21 protein-coding genes are annotated in these 16,630 nt (G+C 67.6%); 10 read left to right on the top strand and 11 right to left on the bottom strand.

The genetic code is table 11. From position 1 onward, the window contains the following. Window positions 1-135: 135 nt before the first annotated feature. Together AC1DQ3_RS01320 and AC1DQ3_RS01315 are read left to right on the top strand one after the other, a co-directional pair. Window positions 136-603, top strand: a complete 468-nt coding sequence (locus AC1DQ3_RS01320) for a hypothetical protein (RefSeq protein ID WP_477118360.1) — start codon at window positions 136-138, stop codon at window positions 601-603. Next, window positions 603-908, top strand: coding sequence for a type II toxin-antitoxin system RelE/ParE family toxin (locus AC1DQ3_RS01315; RefSeq protein ID WP_477118499.1), 306 nt, complete (start codon window positions 603-605; stop codon window positions 906-908). The genes AC1DQ3_RS01320 and AC1DQ3_RS01315 overlap by 1 nt, the downstream gene beginning before the upstream one ends. A gap of 66 nt (window positions 909-974) precedes the next feature. On the opposite strand, the gene AC1DQ3_RS01310 is transcribed toward AC1DQ3_RS01315, so the two are convergent. Together AC1DQ3_RS01310 and AC1DQ3_RS01305 are read right to left on the bottom strand one after the other, a co-directional pair. After that, on the bottom strand, window positions 975-1,439 hold the full coding sequence (locus tag AC1DQ3_RS01310) for a YbaN family protein (RefSeq protein ID WP_477118359.1): 465 nt from the start codon (window positions 1,437-1,439) through the stop codon (window positions 975-977). Between the two features lie 6 nt (window positions 1,440-1,445). After that, window positions 1,446-1,589, bottom strand: coding sequence for a hypothetical protein (locus AC1DQ3_RS01305; RefSeq protein WP_477118358.1), 144 nt, complete (start codon window positions 1,587-1,589; stop codon window positions 1,446-1,448). Window positions 1,590-1,744: 155 nt separating this feature from the next. Between AC1DQ3_RS01305 and AC1DQ3_RS01300 the strand changes: the two genes are divergently transcribed. The 4 genes from AC1DQ3_RS01300 to AC1DQ3_RS01285 are packed head-to-tail and all read left to right on the top strand — an operon-like array spanning window position 1,745 to window position 3,099. Beyond that, window positions 1,745-2,077 (top strand): metalloregulator ArsR/SmtB family transcription factor, encoded by a 333-nt coding sequence (locus tag AC1DQ3_RS01300; protein ID WP_477118357.1) that lies wholly within the window; start codon window positions 1,745-1,747, stop codon window positions 2,075-2,077. Continuing rightward, window positions 2,071-2,505, top strand: a complete 435-nt coding sequence (locus AC1DQ3_RS01295; protein ID WP_477118356.1) for a YeeE/YedE family protein — start codon at window positions 2,071-2,073, stop codon at window positions 2,503-2,505. Before AC1DQ3_RS01300 ends, AC1DQ3_RS01295 begins: the two co-directional genes overlap by 7 nt. A gap of 1 nt (window position 2,506) precedes the next feature. Next, complete coding sequence (locus tag AC1DQ3_RS01290; RefSeq protein ID WP_477118355.1) at window positions 2,507-2,938, top strand: DUF6691 family protein; 432 nt, start codon at window positions 2,507-2,509, stop codon at window positions 2,936-2,938. After that, the gene (locus tag AC1DQ3_RS01285; RefSeq protein ID WP_477118354.1) at window positions 2,935-3,099 is read left to right on the top strand and encodes a hypothetical protein; all 165 of its coding nucleotides are present in this window, start codon (window positions 2,935-2,937) and stop codon (window positions 3,097-3,099) included. The genes AC1DQ3_RS01290 and AC1DQ3_RS01285 overlap by 4 nt, the downstream gene beginning before the upstream one ends. Here AC1DQ3_RS01285 and AC1DQ3_RS01280 read toward each other — a convergent pair. Beyond that, entirely contained in the window at window positions 3,096-5,927 is a 2,832-nt protein-coding gene (locus AC1DQ3_RS01280) for a hypothetical protein (RefSeq protein ID WP_477118353.1), read from the bottom strand. The genes AC1DQ3_RS01285 and AC1DQ3_RS01280 overlap by 4 nt on opposite strands. Window positions 5,928-6,072: 145 nt before the next feature. Between AC1DQ3_RS01280 and AC1DQ3_RS01275 the strand changes: the two genes are divergently transcribed. Beyond that, window positions 6,073-6,759 (top strand): hypothetical protein, encoded by a 687-nt coding sequence (locus AC1DQ3_RS01275; protein WP_477118352.1) that lies wholly within the window; start codon window positions 6,073-6,075, stop codon window positions 6,757-6,759. 19 nt (window positions 6,760-6,778) lie between these two features. On the opposite strand, the gene AC1DQ3_RS01270 is transcribed toward AC1DQ3_RS01275, so the two are convergent. Then, a complete protein-coding gene (locus AC1DQ3_RS01270) occupies window positions 6,779-7,750 on the bottom strand; it encodes a DedA family protein/thiosulfate sulfurtransferase GlpE (protein WP_477118351.1) in 972 nt (323 codons plus the stop codon). Window positions 7,751-7,969: 219 nt separating this feature from the next. Beyond that, window positions 7,970-8,356: a copper resistance protein CopQ gene (locus AC1DQ3_RS01265; protein WP_477118350.1), complete on the bottom strand. Its 387-nt coding sequence runs from the start codon at window positions 8,354-8,356 to the stop codon at window positions 7,970-7,972. A 228-nt stretch (window positions 8,357-8,584) separates the two neighbouring features. Here AC1DQ3_RS01265 and AC1DQ3_RS01260 point away from each other — a divergent pair, with 228 nt between their 5' ends. Then, entirely contained in the window at window positions 8,585-9,109 is a 525-nt protein-coding gene (locus tag AC1DQ3_RS01260; protein ID WP_477118349.1) for a cupin domain-containing protein, read from the top strand. Window positions 9,110-9,137: 28 nt separating this feature from the next. On the opposite strand, the gene AC1DQ3_RS01255 is transcribed toward AC1DQ3_RS01260, so the two are convergent. Continuing rightward, a complete protein-coding gene (locus AC1DQ3_RS01255; RefSeq protein ID WP_477118348.1) occupies window positions 9,138-9,659 on the bottom strand; it encodes a hypothetical protein in 522 nt (173 codons plus the stop codon). A gap of 398 nt (window positions 9,660-10,057) precedes the next feature. On the opposite strand from AC1DQ3_RS01255, the gene AC1DQ3_RS01250 reads away from it, so the two are divergent. Further along, the gene (locus AC1DQ3_RS01250) at window positions 10,058-10,906 is read left to right on the top strand and encodes an IclR family transcriptional regulator domain-containing protein (RefSeq protein WP_477118347.1); all 849 of its coding nucleotides are present in this window, start codon (window positions 10,058-10,060) and stop codon (window positions 10,904-10,906) included. Window positions 10,907-10,958: 52 nt separating this feature from the next. On the opposite strand, the gene AC1DQ3_RS01245 is transcribed toward AC1DQ3_RS01250, so the two are convergent. Together AC1DQ3_RS01245 and AC1DQ3_RS01240 are read right to left on the bottom strand one after the other, a co-directional pair. Then, entirely contained in the window at window positions 10,959-11,708 is a 750-nt protein-coding gene (locus AC1DQ3_RS01245; protein WP_477118346.1) for a flagellar brake protein, read from the bottom strand. 243 nt (window positions 11,709-11,951) lie between these two features. Next, window positions 11,952-12,941, bottom strand: coding sequence for a LysR substrate-binding domain-containing protein (locus tag AC1DQ3_RS01240; RefSeq protein ID WP_477118345.1), 990 nt, complete (start codon window positions 12,939-12,941; stop codon window positions 11,952-11,954). Between the two features lie 165 nt (window positions 12,942-13,106). Between AC1DQ3_RS01240 and AC1DQ3_RS01235 the strand changes: the two genes are divergently transcribed. Further along, a complete protein-coding gene (locus AC1DQ3_RS01235) occupies window positions 13,107-13,745 on the top strand; it encodes a LysE family translocator (protein WP_477118344.1) in 639 nt (212 codons plus the stop codon). A 32-nt stretch (window positions 13,746-13,777) separates the two neighbouring features. Here the strand turns inward: AC1DQ3_RS01235 and thpR are convergent, their stop codons facing one another. Genes thpR through AC1DQ3_RS01220 form a run of 3 tightly spaced genes read right to left on the bottom strand, consistent with a single transcriptional unit; the run spans window position 13,778 to window position 16,423 of the window. Further along, window positions 13,778-14,389, bottom strand: coding sequence for an RNA 2',3'-cyclic phosphodiesterase (gene thpR, locus AC1DQ3_RS01230; protein WP_477118343.1), 612 nt, complete (start codon window positions 14,387-14,389; stop codon window positions 13,778-13,780). Between the two features lie 28 nt (window positions 14,390-14,417). Then, window positions 14,418-14,954, bottom strand: coding sequence for a methylated-DNA--[protein]-cysteine S-methyltransferase (locus tag AC1DQ3_RS01225; RefSeq protein ID WP_477118342.1), 537 nt, complete (start codon window positions 14,952-14,954; stop codon window positions 14,418-14,420). Further along, a complete protein-coding gene (locus AC1DQ3_RS01220; RefSeq protein ID WP_477118341.1) occupies window positions 14,951-16,423 on the bottom strand; it encodes an AlkA N-terminal domain-containing protein in 1,473 nt (490 codons plus the stop codon). The genes AC1DQ3_RS01225 and AC1DQ3_RS01220 overlap by 4 nt, the downstream gene beginning before the upstream one ends. Between the last annotated feature and the right edge of the window lie 207 nt (window positions 16,424-16,630).

The following is a 16,630-nucleotide window of genomic DNA, read 5'->3' as shown; positions in this document are numbered from 1 at the left end:
ATCTCCCTTTGGATATACATTGCAATTGTATATCCGGGGGTGACGAAAGCACCATGGCTCTGCAGCCTAGGATTGCATGTTAATTGTTATGCGTGCACTATCATAACAATTAACATGTGCAACGGGAGACCTCTCATGGACACCCTGACCCTCGAACAGTTGCGAGCTGCCACGGACGCAGGCGGCGTCGCCGGCGTCACCCTCAAGGCCCTGGGCGGCGAATTCATTGTCCAGATCGCCACCCGCAAAGGCGGGGAAGTCGTACTCGCGAAGGCGCGTGGCAGTGAGCCGCGACGCTTCGGCAATCCCCTCCAGGCGCTCACGCTGCTGCGTGGGCTTGGCCTGGTTGTTGGTTCCTTCAATGTCGAGCAGTGGAACCCGGACGAGAAGGCCAGCGGCAGAACCCGGCCAGACCGCGCCGAGGCGCTGAGGCGCACGCACGAAGCCGCCGAGCATGACCGGTGGTTCCGCGAGCAGGTGCAGCAAGGCCTGGCCGAGGCTGACGACCCGAATACGGTATGGGTGCAGCACGAAGTCGTCAAGGATGATATGCAGCGTCAACGCGAAGCCCTGAAGGCCCGAATTGCAGGCAAGGTCAAGTGATGGAGTTGGTATGGACGCCACGTGCTCGCCGCGCTCGCCAGGCTGCCATCGACTACATCGCGCAGGATAATCCAGTCGCCGCGCTGGGCCAGCTCGACGAGATCGAGCGGCAGACCGATATGCTGGTCCTGCATCCCGAAATGGGGCGACCAGGGCGCGTCGACGGTACGCGCGAGTTGGTCATCAGCCGCACGCCGTTCATCGTGGTCTACCGGCTGAAGCACCGCGCGAGACGCATTGAACTGATCCGGTTCCTGCATGGGGCGCAGCAGTGGCCGAAAACGGAAGATACCGAGAGTGAATGATGGTCATCCGCTGCGGGACCGGTGCTGCGCGTGTGCGGCCCGCTCTGCCTTCACCTTCCCAGCGCATCAGCCCGCCGGCTCCGGCCGGCGCCACAACCACGCCAGCACGCAGGCCATGCAGGCGATCGCCGCGTAGGCCAGCCACGGGCGATTCATGCCGAACAGCAGCACGCCGCTGCAAATGCTCATCGCCACGGTGGCGCTCCATTTGGCCCGGCGGCTGACCATGCGGCCGTGGTGCCAGTTGTAGAGCATGGGGCCGAACACGCGGTGGCCGAGCAGCCAGGCATGCAGCCGCGGCGAGCCCTTGGCTGCGGCCCAGGCGGACAGCAGCACGAACTCCGTGCTGGGCAGGCCAGGCAAGAACAGCCCGAGAATGGCAACGCCCAGGCTGAGCAGCGCCAGCGCGGTCAGCAGCAGCCGTGCCGTGCGGGTGCGCGCCAGCCGCAGCGGCGTATCGCCCTCGCGCAATCCGGCCGGCCTGGACGGCGGTACGTCTTCGCGCGCGCAGGCTGCGTTGGCATCATCCACGATGGCTCACCGCGGATGGGAATGGCGTTGCGGCAGCGTGCCGAAGCGATCGAAGACATCATGCTGCGCCGCGGTCTCGCGCTCGAGGCGCTGCGACAACGCGGTGGCACCGGGGACGATGGCAACAGCAGCAGCAGCGGCGGCAGTCATTATCGGTTTCTCTCGGTTGCCGCAAGGTGCGGGAGTCTCATTGTCTGCGCCGCCGCGACGGACGACAAGGGCCGACCCTGACACGATGCAACACATTCTATTCCTAAACATTTTATTTTTCCATATACTATAAATATTGAAATTGAGAGCACACGATGCGCGAAACCCATCCCGCCATTGACCTTGGCGCCATGCAGGCCGCTGCGGCACAAGCCTGCGCGCTGCTCAAGGTGCTGGCAAACCAGGACCGGCTGCTGCTGATGTGCCAGTTGTCCCAGGGCCAGCTATGCGTGAGCGACCTGGAGGCGCAACTCGGTATTCGGCAGCCAACGCTCTCCCAGCAGCTTGGCGTGCTGCGCGAGAGCGGTCTGGTAACAACGCGCCGCGAGGGCAAGAGCATCTTCTATTCCATTGCGAGCCAGGAGGCGCTTGCCGTCATGGCCGTGCTGCATGCGCAGTTTTGTGCCGACAAGGAGGGGACATGTTGATTGACTTGGGTAACTTCACACCTGGCTTGTCGCTGGCGGGGGGACTCATCATCGGCGCGGCGGCTGCCGCTCTTGTTCTGTTCAACGGCCGCATAGCAGGCATCAGCGGCATCCTCGGGGGGCTGCTCGGCTTGCCGCGCAATGACATGGCGTGGCGCGCGGCCTTCCTCGTCGGGCTGGTCGGGGCTCCCGTCCTCGCCAGTCTGCTCGGCAAGCCGGCGACTCCCGACATTCAGGCCGGTTGGAGCGAAATCGTGGCCGCCGGCTTCCTGGTCGGCCTCGGTACCCGCTACGCAAGCGGCTGCACGAGCGGCCACGGCGTCTGCGGCATCTCGCGCGGGTCCTTCCGCTCGTTGGTCGCGACCCTGACCTTCATGGCGGCGGGCTTTCTGACCGTCTTCGTACATCGACACATGATTGGAGGCTGACATGACCGCAGTCGCCGCATTGCTGGCCGGCCTGATTTTCGGCATCGGCCTGATGGTTTCCGGCATGGCCAACCCGGCAAAGGTGCTGGGCTTCCTCGACCTGGCGGGCCGCTGGGACCCGTCCCTGGCCTTTGTGATGGCCGGTGCGATCATTGTCGGCTCGCTCGCCTTCTTCATAGCCAAACGCCGCACGCGCTCGTTCCTGGGATTGCCCATCCAGTTGCCTGCCAGCACCTGGATAACGCCGAGGCTTGTCTTGGGCAGCGCTGCATTCGGCATCGGCTGGGGCCTGGCAGGCTTCTGCCCGGGACCCGCGCTGGTTGCAATGGGTGCGGGCTATCCAAAGGCCGCGGGTTTTGTCGCCGCCATGGTGGCCGGCATGATCGTCTTCGAGGTGGTCGAGCGGATGAAATCGGGCATGCAACGGGCTTGAGCCCCGGCGCACGGCGCGGCGTCGCAGCGCGCAAGACCGCTGCGCAAAAACCCGCCGCTGCCGCTTACGATTTCACCGAACAGGTCGGGCACCTGCTGCGCGAACTGGTAGCGGTCTCGCACGACACCAACGACCGCCGCCAGCGTGCCGGGCGCGCCTAGTACAACCATAGGGCGCGCGCCGCCGCGTCGCCGTCCGCCCCGCCGCCGAACACGCGCTGGCCGATGGCGAAGCCCAGCTCGCGGTAGCTCTCCCACTGTGCTTCATCGAAAAACTGGTCGCTGGTCGGCTCCTGCGCAAACGCGGGATGGCCGGCGCCATACTGCCGCACGTCGACCGGCGCCGAGCCGATCAGGCAGGGCTTGAGCAAGACGATGCGCGATACGGGCCGGCGCGTGGCGGCAGGTTCGCCGGCGCGGAAGACGTTCAACAGGATCGCGCACTTCCCACTGGACGCCGGGCGCGCCGCCGGCAGGAAATCCGCTGGCGTGCCGAACACGCTGCCGAGCACATCGTCGCGGGCAGCCGCGGTGTCCACTGCAATCTCCAGCCCCATGTCGATGCGCGCCAGCCGGATCAGGTTGGCCAGATCGCCAAACCGATATTCGGGATCCGCCCCGCAATCGCACAGCACGATCAGCGTCACCCCGCGCTCGGGACGTAGCAGCTCGTACACCGCCGTGTTCTCGAAATGGCCGCCGTCCGACAGATACTGCCAGCCGCGCCGCGTGCCGTGAAATCGCGCGCTCAGCTCGCAGGCCAGGTAGTACTGGGTGGGGAACAGCGTGATAAATCCGCCCAGCCAGGGCGACCCGGCGCGGTCCGCCTGCACGCGGTCGCGGTCGGCGCCGCCGGCACGCGGTGCGCTGCCGGCATCGAGCGGATACGACGGCCACCAGGTGCCCAGGCGCAGGTTGGCCAGGCCCAGCAACAACGAAGTACCCAGCGTGGTGGAGCGGCCCAGCCCGGTTGAGATCGCCGCGCCGGAGGTGGCGATCCAGTCGCCAAGCGTGCGCGACTGCGACAGCTCGCTGCCGCCCGCCTTGTGCGTCTCAGGGTAAAACAGCTGCCCGTCCACCGTGAAGCGCACGAAGGAATCGGCGGGCACGGCGCGGGCGGTCGTGGGCGGCAGCTTGTAGGGCCCCGGCGCGATGCACAGCGGCTTGCCCTTGCGGTCGCGCTGCACCAGTTGCTCGGCGGGGTCCACGGTGAGGTTGAGCGTCACGTTGATCAGGTGCAGCGGCGCCAGCATGGCGGGGTCGTAATAGGTATTCAGGCTGAGCGCATCGCCGGCCTCGGGCTCAGCCACGCTGAGCTTGGCGCGCTGGATGGCGTGCTGCCGCGCCGGCGCCGCGGCGCTGCCAGGCGCGAAGCGCTGTCCGTTGGATGCGCCAAGGTAAGCGCGGGTCAGGCGGGCCGAGTAGAACTGCTGCAGCGTCGAGAGATTCAGGAAACCGGCAAAACGTCCGGCAATCAGCGTGAGCCCGAGCGCCAGCGCGCTCAGCGCGCACAGCACCGGCGCGGTGTAGGCCGTGCCGAACACCAGCCAGTCGACCGGTTCGCGCCCGTTCCAACGGACCCACAGTACCAGCCAGGACCACAGCACGAAGACCAGCAGTGCCACCAGCGCGGCGGCAATGCCAGCCAGCAACGACACCGGCAGCCGCGACAGCCAGGTAACGCCCTTGCCATCGCTGCCCTTGCCGTCGAGCAGGCCGGCGCCATAGCGGACCAGCCAGACTACGCCTCCCAGCGCCCCCGCCGGGCCGAGCGCGCTCCAGGGATGGCCGGTGGCCTGTGTGTAGAGATAGAAGGTACGCGCCACCGTATCCGCCGCACCCAGCGCCGCGAGCCAGAGCACCACGGCAATGGCATGGCTCAGCACGCGCGTGGCGCGCACGCGATAGGCCTGCACGGTGGCAGGCTGGCTCCGGCACAGGCCAAAGCAGCATGCCACGCCCAGCAGGGTCAGCACCGCCATCGCCAGCAACAGGCAGGACACCATCAGTCCCGGCCCGAGGTTGTGCAGCCAGGCGGCCAGGCCCAGCATCGCCACGCCGGCCAGCGCGGCAAGGCGGGTGGCGAGACTGCCGAAGCGCAACGCCGGCGGTCCGTCGCCGGCGGGCGGGTAGACCAGCCAGTAAGCGAGGCCGGGCGGCACCGCGCACAGCAGCAGCGCGGCCAGCGGCAGCCACAGCAATTCGCTCCACCAGATCGCCAGGCCACCCTCGTTGAACACCTGCCGCGCATCGTGCAGCAGGTCCATCTCATGCCGGCCCAGGTCGAGCCACGTGCCCACGGCGAGATGCCGGGCCAGCGCCAGCAAGGCCAGCAGCAATAGCAGCGCGCTGCCGATCACGTATTGCATGGCGAACCAGTTGCGCACCATCAGCGAGGCCGCGTAGAGCGCATCGCCGGCACCGGTCGGCGTCAGGTAGCGGCCATTCTCGCGCAGCCAGGCCACGGCGGCGCGGCCGGGATCGGCAGCGTAGGACACCGAGGAGTGGATGCGCCCGGGCGGCTCCTGCTGCAGCGTGCGATAGGCCAGCGCGGCCGCCTCGGGCGGCGTCGTTCCCGGCATCAGGCGGCCCGGCACGAACAGGCTGCAGAAGAAGGCGCCGAGATAGCCGCCGCCGCTGACGGTGGACAGGTAATCGAACTGGCCAAGCAATGCGGTGGTGGCCGGCGGGGGCACGGCGACGGCAGGCGCGGGACCATCGCCTTCCTGCACGGCGTCCTGCGTGGCCTCGGGAGCGCCGTGTTCCTGCGTGACCGCATGCGGCGGCGCACCGGCCACCGGCGGCGTTGGCGCCTTTGCCAGCGCCTGCATCACGCCCAGGCAGAAGGTAGCGCTGCGAATCCCGCCGCCGGAGAGGGCCAGGGCCCAGTTGCCGTCGCCATCGCGGATGCGCCTGGCAATGCCGAGTTGCCGGCGCCGGCGCGCGATGCGGGCCAACTCGTCTCCGGAAACCTGGTCTTCGACTGGCATGCCGGGCCTCCCTGACAGATCCCCGCCCAAGTATAGGCGGCGCCACGGCGTGCGGAAGACCACACGCGGGCATTTTCAGCGGGCGCGCTTCGGTGTATGGTTGCGCTCCCGACGCAGTCCCTGCCTTAGCGGCTATTCTTGCAACATGCTCCGCCTGAACGACACCGACAGCCCCGCGCTGTCCCGCTGCCTGTCCACCCTCGCCGCCTGCGCCGCGCTGGCTGCCCTGCCCGGCTGCGAGCGCAATGAACCGGCGCCGGCCGCCCCCACGGCCGCGGCCGCCTCGGATGCGCTGGCCGCACGCCGCGACGACGCCGCCCAGCCGGACGACACGGCCACGTTCGCGCCCGCGCCGCTGGCCCGTCCGCTGGTAGCCCTGCGCGGGCTGACCAGTATGGCGGATGTCCAGGCAGCGTGGGGCAAGCCGCCCGACATCACGCCCAACCAGGACGAGTGTGGTACGGCGCTGGATGAAGAGCACCTGATGGACTACCGCTATCCGGATGCGCTGATCGAAGTAGGCCGCAGCGGCGACGCCGTGATCCGCGCGCTGCACGGCATCCCGGCCGGCCTGACGCTCAAGCTCGAAGGCCACGACATCACCGCGGCTTCCACGCTGAAGCAGCTCAACGCCGCCCTGCACAAGAACCCGCGCTGGAAGATGGCCGAGGCGCCGGACAAGGTGCGCAGCCCCGCCGACCGCGACGAGAGCGATCCCCTCGAACACCTTGCCTACACCACGCTCTACACGCTGGATGGCGACGGCGACCAGTACCGCCTGTACTTCCTCGGCGACCGGCTGGTGGGCTACGCCTACTGGGTCGGCTGCTGACTTACGGCCTGCGCCGCCGCTAGCGCGGCACGCCGGGAACGTGCGCGTGTGGCGTGAGCGTCTCCGCAGCGACGTCTTCCACGACGCCATGCAGCCGCTTCCACTCGTCGAAGCCGCCGGCCAGCGCCCAGGTATTGGCATAGCCGGCGGACTTGAGCCGCTCCGCCAGGATCGCGGCCGATACCTCATGCGGACACGCGCAGTAGATGACGATATCAGTCGTGCGCGGATGGTCGGAAAGCAATGCCAGCGGCGCGTTCAGGTCAATGATCATGGCGCCGGGGATGCGTTCGGCCGCGTCGCTGCGTACATCCAGGACCAGCGGAAAGCGATCGCCCAGCCGGCGCGCCTCCAGTTCGCTCACCGACATGCGCGGCACGCGCTGCGTGCGGCGCAGCAGGCGCACGCGGCGCCAGAATTTCCACGCCACGAAGGCCCCGAACGCCGCCACCAGCAACATCACGGCCACCGGGCCATACGTGCTGAGCGCGCTCAGGATGACTTCGACGAAATCGGTAAACACCACGCCCACCAGCAGTGCGCCGCCAGCCCACACCAGCGCGCCGAGCGTGTCATAGAACAAGAAGACAAGGAAAGGCGTGGACGTCATGCCCGCCATGGCCGTGGACAGCGCGCCGGCGCCCGGCAGCAGCTTGGCGAAGATGAGCGAGCGCGGACCCACGCGCAGGTACAGCGACTGGGTCTGGCGGATACAGCTGTCGGGCGAGATCGAGACGCGGCAGATGGTGCGCAGCATGGGCTGGCCGAGGCGCTTGCCGGCCAGGTACCAGGCCGTATCGGCAATCAGGCACGCCAGGATGACCGCCGCCAGCACCGCGCCCAGCGCCGGGCCGCCCTCGCGCATGCCGAGCGCGCCGGCGACGAACAGCATGGGAACGGCCGGCACCGGCAGCCCGGCCTGCTCGGCCAGCACGTTGAGAAACACGAGCGTGACGCCGTGGCTCTCCAGCAAGGACTGCAACTCGCCCACACCAATCTCCCGCTCTTGCGCATTTGCGCTTGTTCCGCCCCGTCAAGGTATCCGGCGCGAGCGACACGCTCGCGCCGACGGGCATAAGCCGTAGTGTGCCACCAAGGCGGGCACGGTGCAGTTCGTTGTCTTGCATGCCAACGTCAAAATCCCTGAACGAATGGCCGGTGCCGACGTTGGCGCGATGGTCAGGCGTGGTTCAGGCTATCGCGCCGATAGTCAGGCGTTGGCGCCATCCTGGAACGTATCGAATTTGCGAGCAGGGTCCGAGGAAACGCCGCTACGGTCCATGCCGGCCAGCTTTTGCGCGCCGTCCTGGTAGGGATCGACCTGCCGGGCGGGGTCGGAGGAGACGCCGGTGCGGTCCATGCCGGCCAGTTTTTTCGCACCGTCGGAGAACGGATCGGGCTTGCGCGGCCGGCTGGCGTCGGCGCCGTCGCTGTACACATCGAAGCGCGAGGCGTGGAACACGTAGCCATAGCGGTCCGCGGACACGGGGCTGTCCTTGGGGCCCGAGGCTTGTGCCGGAGCCGCCATGGCGGCAAGTCCGGCAAGTCCGGCGAGTGCGGCCGAAGTCATCAACAGCTTGAGGCATTGGTTCTTCATGACGGTCTCCTTCTGGCGATCGGCGGATCGCCGCTGGCTTGCGGGAAGCAGCGCATCGCGCTGGTCCGGCCACACGTGAATCGCGTGGTTAGACCAGATACGCCGGGCAACGCGGCGTGGATGCAAAGGGGAACGAAAATGCTGGCGTCCTGGCGTCCTGGCGTCTGGCTTATTGCTTGATGCGCTCTTGGGCGGGCATCATGGCGGCTACCGAACCCGGAGCCGCGCATGCCTGCCCAACCCGCCGCGCAAGACCAGTTGATCCATCGCTTTGGCCTGCAGCCGCATCCCGAAGGCGGCTACTACCGCGAGACGCATCGCGATATGGCACGCGTGGCACGCGAAGGCGCGAATGGGGGCCCGGCCACGCACGCCGCTTCCACTGCGATCTACTACCTCCTGTGCGACAAGGCGTACTCCGCCTGGCACCGGATCCGCTCCGACGAGGTGTGGCACTTCTACGCCGGCTGCCCGCTCGACGTGCACGTGCTGGAGGACGGCGGCCGCCTCACCACGCACCGGCTGGGCAACGCGCTCGCGCATGACGACGCGGTGTTCCAGGCAGTGGTCAAGGCCGGCTGCTGGTTCGCCGCCGAGCGCACCGATCCGGACGGCGTCTCGCTGGTAGGCTGCACGGTAGCGCCGGGTTTCGAGTTCAGCGAATTCGAGCTGGCCGATAAAGACAGCCTGCTGGCAACGCATCCACGGCACGCCACGCTAATCGCGCGGCTCGCGCCAGGGCCGCAGGGCTAATGCATCATCAGGCAATGTAACCAGCCACCTAGCGCGGTTTCCGGTATTCGTTCCCGATCCAATCCACTGCACTAGCCTTGCTCAGCTTGAACCCTGCCGGCACCCGCACCTGCGCCAGCTCATCCCCGTTCCCGTCGCTCGCCCTCAGCACCGCATAGGGATCATCCTCGTCCGGCACGATATCCAGCGTCACGCTGATACGCCCCGTATCCGTATCCACAAACACACTCTTGTGCAGCATGGCATGCAACTGCTGCTCATGCCGGCGCAGCACTTCCGAGGCCGTCTTGACCAGCGTCGAAAAAGCGTTGGTATCGAGCGGCTTGGGGTTCTTTTTATCCCGACCCATGGTCCAGGGCCCAACCAGGGCGGGCTCCGGCTCGCCATCCTTGATCATGGCAACAGCCCAGCCATCGTCGTCCTCGTTCTTGATCACGCGGGCGGTCCAGCCGTCGGCGCGCCACAGGCGCGGCTCCTGGATCTTCTCTGCGTTGTCGCCGTCGGCGTCCTGGTCGTAGGCTTGGGGTGAAAGTTCGGGCTGGTTGGTCATGGCTGGCTTCGATTCGGGGCTGCGCGGTGGACTGCGGGCGCCGCCCGGGCCAGGCGCCCGGTACTGGCGGCTGCGGGGCGGGACGGCGGCGGCAACAAGGGCGCGATTTTACCCGCCCTGCCGCGGCGGGGGCGAAAGCGGTCCCCGCGATACTTCAATCCCCTCCGAAGTTGCATGTCATGCCTGAGCGCGATGTCCTATGGTGGAAACGTCGCCAAGGCCCCCGTCCTGGTGACGCACTCCTTCCAGTCGCCGCCACCTTGAAACGGCGACATTTTTTATCCGCCGCCCGATTCCTCGCACCAGAACAGGGAGCGGACTTAACAAAAGCACTGGCCCGGGGCGCCCGGCCGGTTTAAGATGCGCGATTATCGAACAAACTGCGCGCACTCGCTCACATGGACGCCCCTCCTCCTAGCAGCCCTGGCCAGGCAACGGCCGCTACTGTCCGCGTCGCCCGCCCCCAGGCCGACCTTCTCAACAGCTTTTCCGGCGACCCGAATTTCATGCTGTCGCTGGCGCGAGGCCTGAGCGTGCTTGAGGCCTTCTCCGAGCGTAAGCGCCCGCTCACCATCTCCCAGGTGGCCCAGCGCACTCAACTCTCGCGGGCATCGGTCAGGCGTTGCCTGTACACGCTGGAGCAACTTGGCTACGTCAGCCAGCAGGCTGGCCAGTTCGCGCTACGCCCGCGCGTGCTGCACCTGGGACATGCCTATTTCTCGTCGACCTCGCTGGTGTCGCTGGCCCAGCCTATCCTCGACAGCCTGAGCGCGCGCATCCAGCAGACCACGGCGCTCGCCATCCTGGACGACACCGACATCCTTTACCTGGTGCGCTCGGAAGTGCAGCGTGTGCTCACATATTCGCTCGGCATGGGCAGCCGTTTGCCGGCCTATTGCACCTCGATCGGCCGCCTGCTGCTGGCCCATCTCGCCGAGCCGGCGCTGGAGGACTTCTTCGACCACGTCGATCTGCGCCCGCGCACGCTGCAGACCAAGATCTCGCGCCCCGAGCTGGAAGCCAGTTTCGCCAACGCGCGCGAGCTGGATTACGTGGTGATCGACGAAGAACTGGAGCCGGGCCTGCGCGCCATCGCGGTGCCGGTGCGGGGCATCTCGGGGAGTGTGATGGCGGGCATCAGCGTGAGCGTGCGCGCGGCGCAGGTGTCGGAGGCCGAGATGATCTCGCGCCTGCTGCCGCCCATGCGTGAAGCCGCGGGGGCTATTGGCAAGCTGATCGCCGCCTGAGCCGCATCAGCGCGGGCCAGGCGGGAAGGAACCGCCCCCGCGCCTCGGTCGGTCAGCCGCGGCTGGCCAGCTCCAGGGCGAACACCAGACGCTGCAGGAAGTTCTCCATGCGGCCATCGAGATTGGAGAAGGCGCAGCCGAAATGGTGGATGGCGCTGTCATCGCGCCCGGCAAGCCAGTGGCCCACCACTTGCAGGCTCAGGTCGAGCTTGCCCAGCGAGCCAAAATCCAGCTGGACGCCCGCGATCGTGCAGCCGACCGGCAATTTCGTGGCATCCACGGTCTTCGAGCGCAAGCCGACGCCCGAAAGCGAGAGATCGGCAATATCGAGCTTGAGCACGGTGCCGTCGCTCATCTTGATGGTGCAAACGTAGCCCTTGGTCAGCAGGGTGCGCGCGCGGAAATGGCGGCGGCGCTGGAAATGGTAGAGCTTCTCCGGGAACGGCGCGGTGAAAGCCGGACCGCCCTTGAACTGGGTGGTCTCGGGGGTACCGATGATGAAGTTCACCGGCACGCCGCGCAACGATGCCGAAAAGGCATTCTCCCTGGAAATCAGCAGCGCCTCGCGCTCGGGCTCGGTGGGGCACCAGTCGAAGACGAAGGTGCGGCTGGCCGGGTCCACATGCAACACGGTGGTGACCATCTCGTGCGCGGAATGCGCACGCACGTTCAGGATGCACTTCTGCCACGCGAGGTCGCGCAGCACCGTGCCGATCTGCGAGGAATGGGTGAGGCGATAGCGGTCGTCTGGCAACGCGCCGGCGTCAAGCTCGGATTGCTCCGGGGAATCTTCGAGACTCATGAAAATCGCGCAAACGTCTGAGAGAGAGGCCTGTGTCGCGCCAGACTGGCTTGCGACGGGGAATTCGGGCTGCCCGCATATCAGGTGCAAGCGGGGCGCGAGCAGCCAGCGCCGCATGTTAAGCGCGGCGCCCGCCGCTATGCAAGCTCTTGTTTGGACAACGGCAAAGTGTAGCAAAACTTGAGACAAACTTCCGTGGGGTAGCCTGCCCGGGCGGATTTACGCATCGGTGGTCTGCGTGGACTAGTCTGACCCTGCTAATTTGTGACTTAAAGCGCCCTTTCCCACCACGCGCTGGCCCGCTGTGCCCTTGGCTCGGCGGCGCCCCTTTGCCCTGTCCGCCGGCGCGGCCGCCGTCCCAGGATCCGCGCCAAGCGATGCTTGCGCCTCGTGGCACAGCCAGTCGCGGACCGCACGGCGTCGCTCGTCGCGCTCGAACGCCACCGCCGAGAGCAGATGGTAAGACGAGCCGTCGCGCACGAATCCCCGCGGCGCGACGATGCGGCCGTCGGCCATCTCGTCGGCCACCATGAGGCGCGAGGCGATGGCGCAGCCAAGCCCGGCCGCGGCGGCCTGGATGGTCAGGTAGAAATGCTCGTACCACGCATCGGCGCCAAAGCGCTGTGTGCTGCCGGCGGCCTGGGCCCAGCGCTGCCAGGCATCGGGACGCGAACGCGTGTGCAGGCGGTTGAGCGAACTCAAGGCAGGCGCCCGCGCCGTGCCGATGCCCGCGCGGCACACCACGCCTACCCATTCCTCGGCAACCTCGTGCGCATGCAGATGCGCCCCGAAGTGAAAATCGTTGCGGCGCAACGCGAGGTCCACGCCGCTGCGGGCGAAGTCGACCGGCCCGCCGGCGGCCATCAGGTGCAGCGTCACGTCCGGATGCGCCTCGGTAAAGCGCGGCAGGCGGGGAATCAGCCAGCGCATGGCAATGGTGGGCTCGCACGACAGCACCAGCGCCTTGGGCTGCCCCTGCGCGCGGATGCGCTCCGCCGCCGTGGCCAGCACTTCCAGCGACTGCGTGGCGGCGGCATGCAGGATGCGTCCGGCCTCGGTCAGGAAAACGGCCCGGTTGCGCCGCTCGAACAGTGCCACGCCGAGCGCCTCCTCGAGCTGGCGAATCTGGCGGCTGACGGCGCCGTGGGTCAGGTGGAGTTCGTCGGCCGCCCGCATAAAGCTCTGGTGCCGTGCCGCCGCCTCGAAAAAACGTATCCCGCCCAGCCAATGCATGTTCGCCTCGATGTGGTTTTTATGTCAGTTTTCCTCACGGATTTGCACGAGTATAAATCGATTGTGGTGCGCCTTTCCGGCGCGGAGAATTGCATCGTTCCAGCCGGATTCCAAATGCAGGCGCCAAGAGCCCGTTCCCGTCCACGTCACGAATACTCACACGATATGCATTCCCTCACCGAACTGCTGGCCGTCGCCACCATCACCGTGCTGGCCGTAATCAGCCCCGGCCCCGACTTCGCCATGGTGATGCGCAACAGCTACCTGCATGGCCGCAGGGCGGGGTTGCTTTGCGCGCTCGGCATCGCGCTGGGCGTGCAGGTGCACGTCTTCTATACGATGTTCGGCGTGGCGCTGCTGATGGAGCACGCCCGTGGCCTGCTGACCGTGGTCAAGATCCTCGGTGCCGCCTACCTGATCTGGATCGGCATCCAGACCTTGCGCAAGCGCGTGCCGGATGAGACTGTGGCGTCGTTCGCAGCGCACGCTGCCACGCCGGCGTTGACATCGTCCGGCGCGCTCAAGATGGGTTTTCTTACCAATGCGCTCAATCCCAAGACCACGCTGTTCGTGGTCAGCACCTACACGCAGGTGCTGACCACGCAAACGCCGCAGGCAGTGCAGTTCGGCTATGGCCTGTTCATGTCGCTGACGCACCTGGTGTGGTTCGGGCTGATTGCGTGCTGCTTCACCACGCCCGCGCTGCGCGCCGCGATGCTGGGGCGGCAGCGCGTGCTGGACCGCGTGATCGGTTCGGCGCTGCTGGGGTTGGGGCTTGCGCTGGGCCTGAGCAACCTGGCCTGATGGGCCGCTTCGGGGCCGCTTCGCGTGCGGCATCAGCCTGCCAAAGGATCTTTCATGGCGTTGAGCGCATAGGCGCGACGGCACACATGCTGCGCGCCGCCGGAATGCAGGTGGCTTTGGTACAGGATGAAGCGATCGACATGGAACGGCTCGCACACCATCCCGTCGTGCGAACCCCGCCATGCCTGCAGCACCGTATCCGGCACGGCCGGCATGCAACGGGCCAGCGTGATGTGTGGATGGAAGCGCGGATGGGAACGCGCCCGGGGCCGTGAAGCGGAGTCCGGCCCGGCAGTGCTCTTGTCGTCGTGCCCGCCACCCATTCCGGCGAGGGCGTACTCCACGCCCGCGTGCAAGCCATCCAGCGCCGCGTTGGGCGCCACGCCCGCCCACAGCACGCTGTTGCCCCGGCTGCGGAAACAGCCAGCCTCTTTCACGGTAAGCGCAAACGGCACGCCGGACACCGTCTCCAGCGCCTGCTCGATGCGCGCTGCCGCGGTGTCCTCCTGCTCTCCGAGGAAATGCAGCGTGAGATGGATCTGGTTCAGTGCCGCTGGCCGGATGCCCGCCACGCGGGGTACGCGCGCGAGCAGCGCAAGCGCGAGCGGCTGCGGGATCTCGATTGCGACGAACAGGCGTGCCATCGGTCTCGCCTCGCTTGCGTGCCTGCGTTCACTCCAGGGCCAACGCTGACTGGCGCAAGATAGGCAATGCCATGGCCGCGGCCGTGCCCTCCAGCTTGAGCAGCGCGCGCTTGCGGTCCGTGCCGCCGGCGTAGCCGGTCAGGTCGCCGCTCGCGCCCAGCACGCGGTGGCAGGGCACGATCACCGACAAGGGATTGCGCCCCACCGCGCCGCCTACCGCGCGCGCGTGGGTGGGCGCAAGCCCAAGACCGGCAGCGAGTTCGCCGTAGGAAATGGTCTCGCCGAACGGGATCTCGCACAGTGCCTGCCAGACGCTGCGCTGGAACGGACTGCCGGCCAGCATCGTCGGGACGGAGAAGGCCTGCAGGCGTTCGGCAAAGTAATCGGCCAGCTCGTCGGCGGCCTGCTCGAAGAGCGGCCTGGCGGCGGCGGGTACATCGGCATCCGGCGTGGCTGCCGCCGGATAGTACTTCTGCCCGGTAAAGAACAGTCCGCTCAAACGCGCGCCATCCGCGCGCAGCAGGACTTCGCCCAGCGGGCTGGCGACGATACGGTAGGCAATCATGGTGTGTCCCTTTTCCTGTCTTCTTGTCCCGGCTTGCGTTCTTCGTGGCGCCGCCACAGGTGGATGGCAGCGTAGGCACGCCACGGCGCCCACTGCGCCACGTGCTCGTTCATGCCTCGCACGGTAGCGATGCCGAGCACCTTGCGCAAGACATAGTCGGTACCCGGGAAGGCGTCCGGCCAGCCTAGCGCGCGCATGGCCACGTATTGCGCGGTCCAGTCGCCCACGCCTTCGATCGCACGCAGGCGCGCCAGCGTGTCTTCCGGCGCGGCGCTGGGCTCCAGCCTGAGTTCGCCCGCCGCCACTCGGCTGGCGATAGCGTGGATGGCCCGGCCCTTGCCCAGCGGAATGCCGATCTCGCGCAGGCTCTCCGGCGTTACCGCGGCCAGGGTGGCTGCGTCAGGGAAGGTAAGGCGCAGCGCAGGCGCCGGCTGCGCCAGCGCGCGGCCGTGGTGCTCGGCCAGCCGCGCCAGCAGCGCGCGAGCATGCTTCACGGAGATAACCTGGCCCACCACCGCGCGCACCGCGATCTCGAAACCATCCACCGTGCCCGGCAGGCGCATGCCGGGCGCCTCGGCCGCCAGCGGCCCCAGGTGCTGGTCCACCACATCGGGCCGGCAACCCAGGTCGCACAGGCGGCGCACGCGCCCCAGCGCTTGCGGAATCACGTGCGCCAGCGAGCCGGACAAAGTCACCTTGATCACATGGCGCCGCGCCACATGCTCCAGCCGCAGCCAGCCGAGATGGCTGCGGCCCGCGCCGTCGATCGCCAGCGTGCGCGCATAGCTGTCATCGCCAAGCTGCTCGATGCCGTCCACCGCCCGCACGCGCAGGAATTGCAGGAAGGCCGCCCAGGCCATCGGCGGACGGTAACCCAGTTCGAACACCAGTTCGTCGGCCACGTTGTCGGCGGCGCGCTTGCGCATCGCGAGCGGCGTCAGCCCGTAGCGCGTCTTGAGCACATCGTTGAAACGCCGCACGCTGCCAAACCCGGCGGCATGCGCCACATCGGTGACCGTCAGCGCGGTATCGGTCAGCAGGCGCTTGGCCAGCAGCAGCCGCTGCGTCTGTGCGTACTCCAGCACCGAGACGCCGAACTGCGCGTCGAACAACCGGCGCAGGTGGCGCTCGGTAATGCCGATGCGCGCGGCCAGCCCGGCGACGCCGGCATCGGCCATGAAACCTTCGTCGATCAGCGTGGCCGCCGCCTGGGCCAGCCGTCCCGACAGGTCGGCCAGCCCATGCCCCGGTGCCAGTTCGGGCCGGCAGCGCAAGCAGGGGCGGAAACCTTGCTTCTCGGCCGCCGCCGCGGTTTCGTAGAAGGAACAGTTCTCGCGCTTGGGGGTACGCACCGCGCAGACCGGCCGGCAGTAGACGCCGGTCGACGACACGCCCACGAAGAAGCGGCCGTCGAAGCGGCGGTCATGCGAGGCAACGGCCTTGTAGCAGGTGTCCGGATCAAGTTTCATAGCCCGCATGCTACTCCGTCGCGCGGGCCGGACTAGCCGGATTCGGACATTTGCCTCGGCGCCATGCCGGAGTCCGAAGGATGCGGAATATTCCCAGGTTCACGGCGAATCGACCGGGAAGCGCGGCGCCGTGTGGCCATGGGGCCGACAACAGCTAGAATCAGCTATCGGGCCGGCCTTACCGCGGCCGACTTGCCGCGCCCCGCG

The organism is Cupriavidus sp. 01T418 (genome assembly GCF_056398885.1).
The sequence above is the reverse complement of the archived record's forward strand: the minus strand, read 5'-3'. Positions and strand labels throughout refer to the sequence as shown.

Coding starts and splice junctions, on each gene's coding strand:
- AC1DQ3_RS01290 (WP_477118355.1), top strand. CDS start 2,507: ATGACCGCAGTCGCCGCATTGCTGGCCGGCCTGATTTTCGGCATCGGC.
- AC1DQ3_RS01265 (WP_477118350.1), bottom strand. CDS start 8,356: ATGAAGAACCAATGCCTCAAGCTGTTGATGACTTCGGCCGCACTCGCC.
- AC1DQ3_RS01225 (WP_477118342.1), bottom strand. CDS start 14,954: ATGATTGCCTACCGTATCGTCGCCAGCCCGCTGGGCGAAGTCCTGCTG.
- AC1DQ3_RS01220 (WP_477118341.1), bottom strand. CDS start 16,423: ATGAAACTTGATCCGGACACCTGCTACAAGGCCGTTGCCTCGCATGAC.
- AC1DQ3_RS01280 (WP_477118353.1), bottom strand. CDS start 5,927: ATGCCAGTCGAAGACCAGGTTTCCGGAGACGAGTTGGCCCGCATCGCG.
- AC1DQ3_RS01300 (WP_477118357.1), top strand. CDS start 1,745: ATGCGCGAAACCCATCCCGCCATTGACCTTGGCGCCATGCAGGCCGCT.
- AC1DQ3_RS01245 (WP_477118346.1), bottom strand. CDS start 11,708: ATGAGTCTCGAAGATTCCCCGGAGCAATCCGAGCTTGACGCCGGCGCG.
- AC1DQ3_RS01305 (WP_477118358.1), bottom strand. CDS start 1,589: ATGACTGCCGCCGCTGCTGCTGCTGTTGCCATCGTCCCCGGTGCCACC.
- thpR (WP_477118343.1), bottom strand. CDS start 14,389: ATGGCACGCCTGTTCGTCGCAATCGAGATCCCGCAGCCGCTCGCGCTT.
- AC1DQ3_RS01315 (WP_477118499.1), top strand. CDS start 603: ATGGAGTTGGTATGGACGCCACGTGCTCGCCGCGCTCGCCAGGCTGCC.
- AC1DQ3_RS01235 (WP_477118344.1), top strand. CDS start 13,107: ATGCATTCCCTCACCGAACTGCTGGCCGTCGCCACCATCACCGTGCTG.
- AC1DQ3_RS01295 (WP_477118356.1), top strand. CDS start 2,071: ATGTTGATTGACTTGGGTAACTTCACACCTGGCTTGTCGCTGGCGGGG.
- AC1DQ3_RS01240 (WP_477118345.1), bottom strand. CDS start 12,941: ATGCATTGGCTGGGCGGGATACGTTTTTTCGAGGCGGCGGCACGGCAC.
- AC1DQ3_RS01275 (WP_477118352.1), top strand. CDS start 6,073: ATGCTCCGCCTGAACGACACCGACAGCCCCGCGCTGTCCCGCTGCCTG.
- AC1DQ3_RS01320 (WP_477118360.1), top strand. CDS start 136: ATGGACACCCTGACCCTCGAACAGTTGCGAGCTGCCACGGACGCAGGC.
- AC1DQ3_RS01250 (WP_477118347.1), top strand. CDS start 10,058: ATGGACGCCCCTCCTCCTAGCAGCCCTGGCCAGGCAACGGCCGCTACT.
- AC1DQ3_RS01260 (WP_477118349.1), top strand. CDS start 8,585: ATGCCTGCCCAACCCGCCGCGCAAGACCAGTTGATCCATCGCTTTGGC.
- AC1DQ3_RS01255 (WP_477118348.1), bottom strand. CDS start 9,659: ATGACCAACCAGCCCGAACTTTCACCCCAAGCCTACGACCAGGACGCC.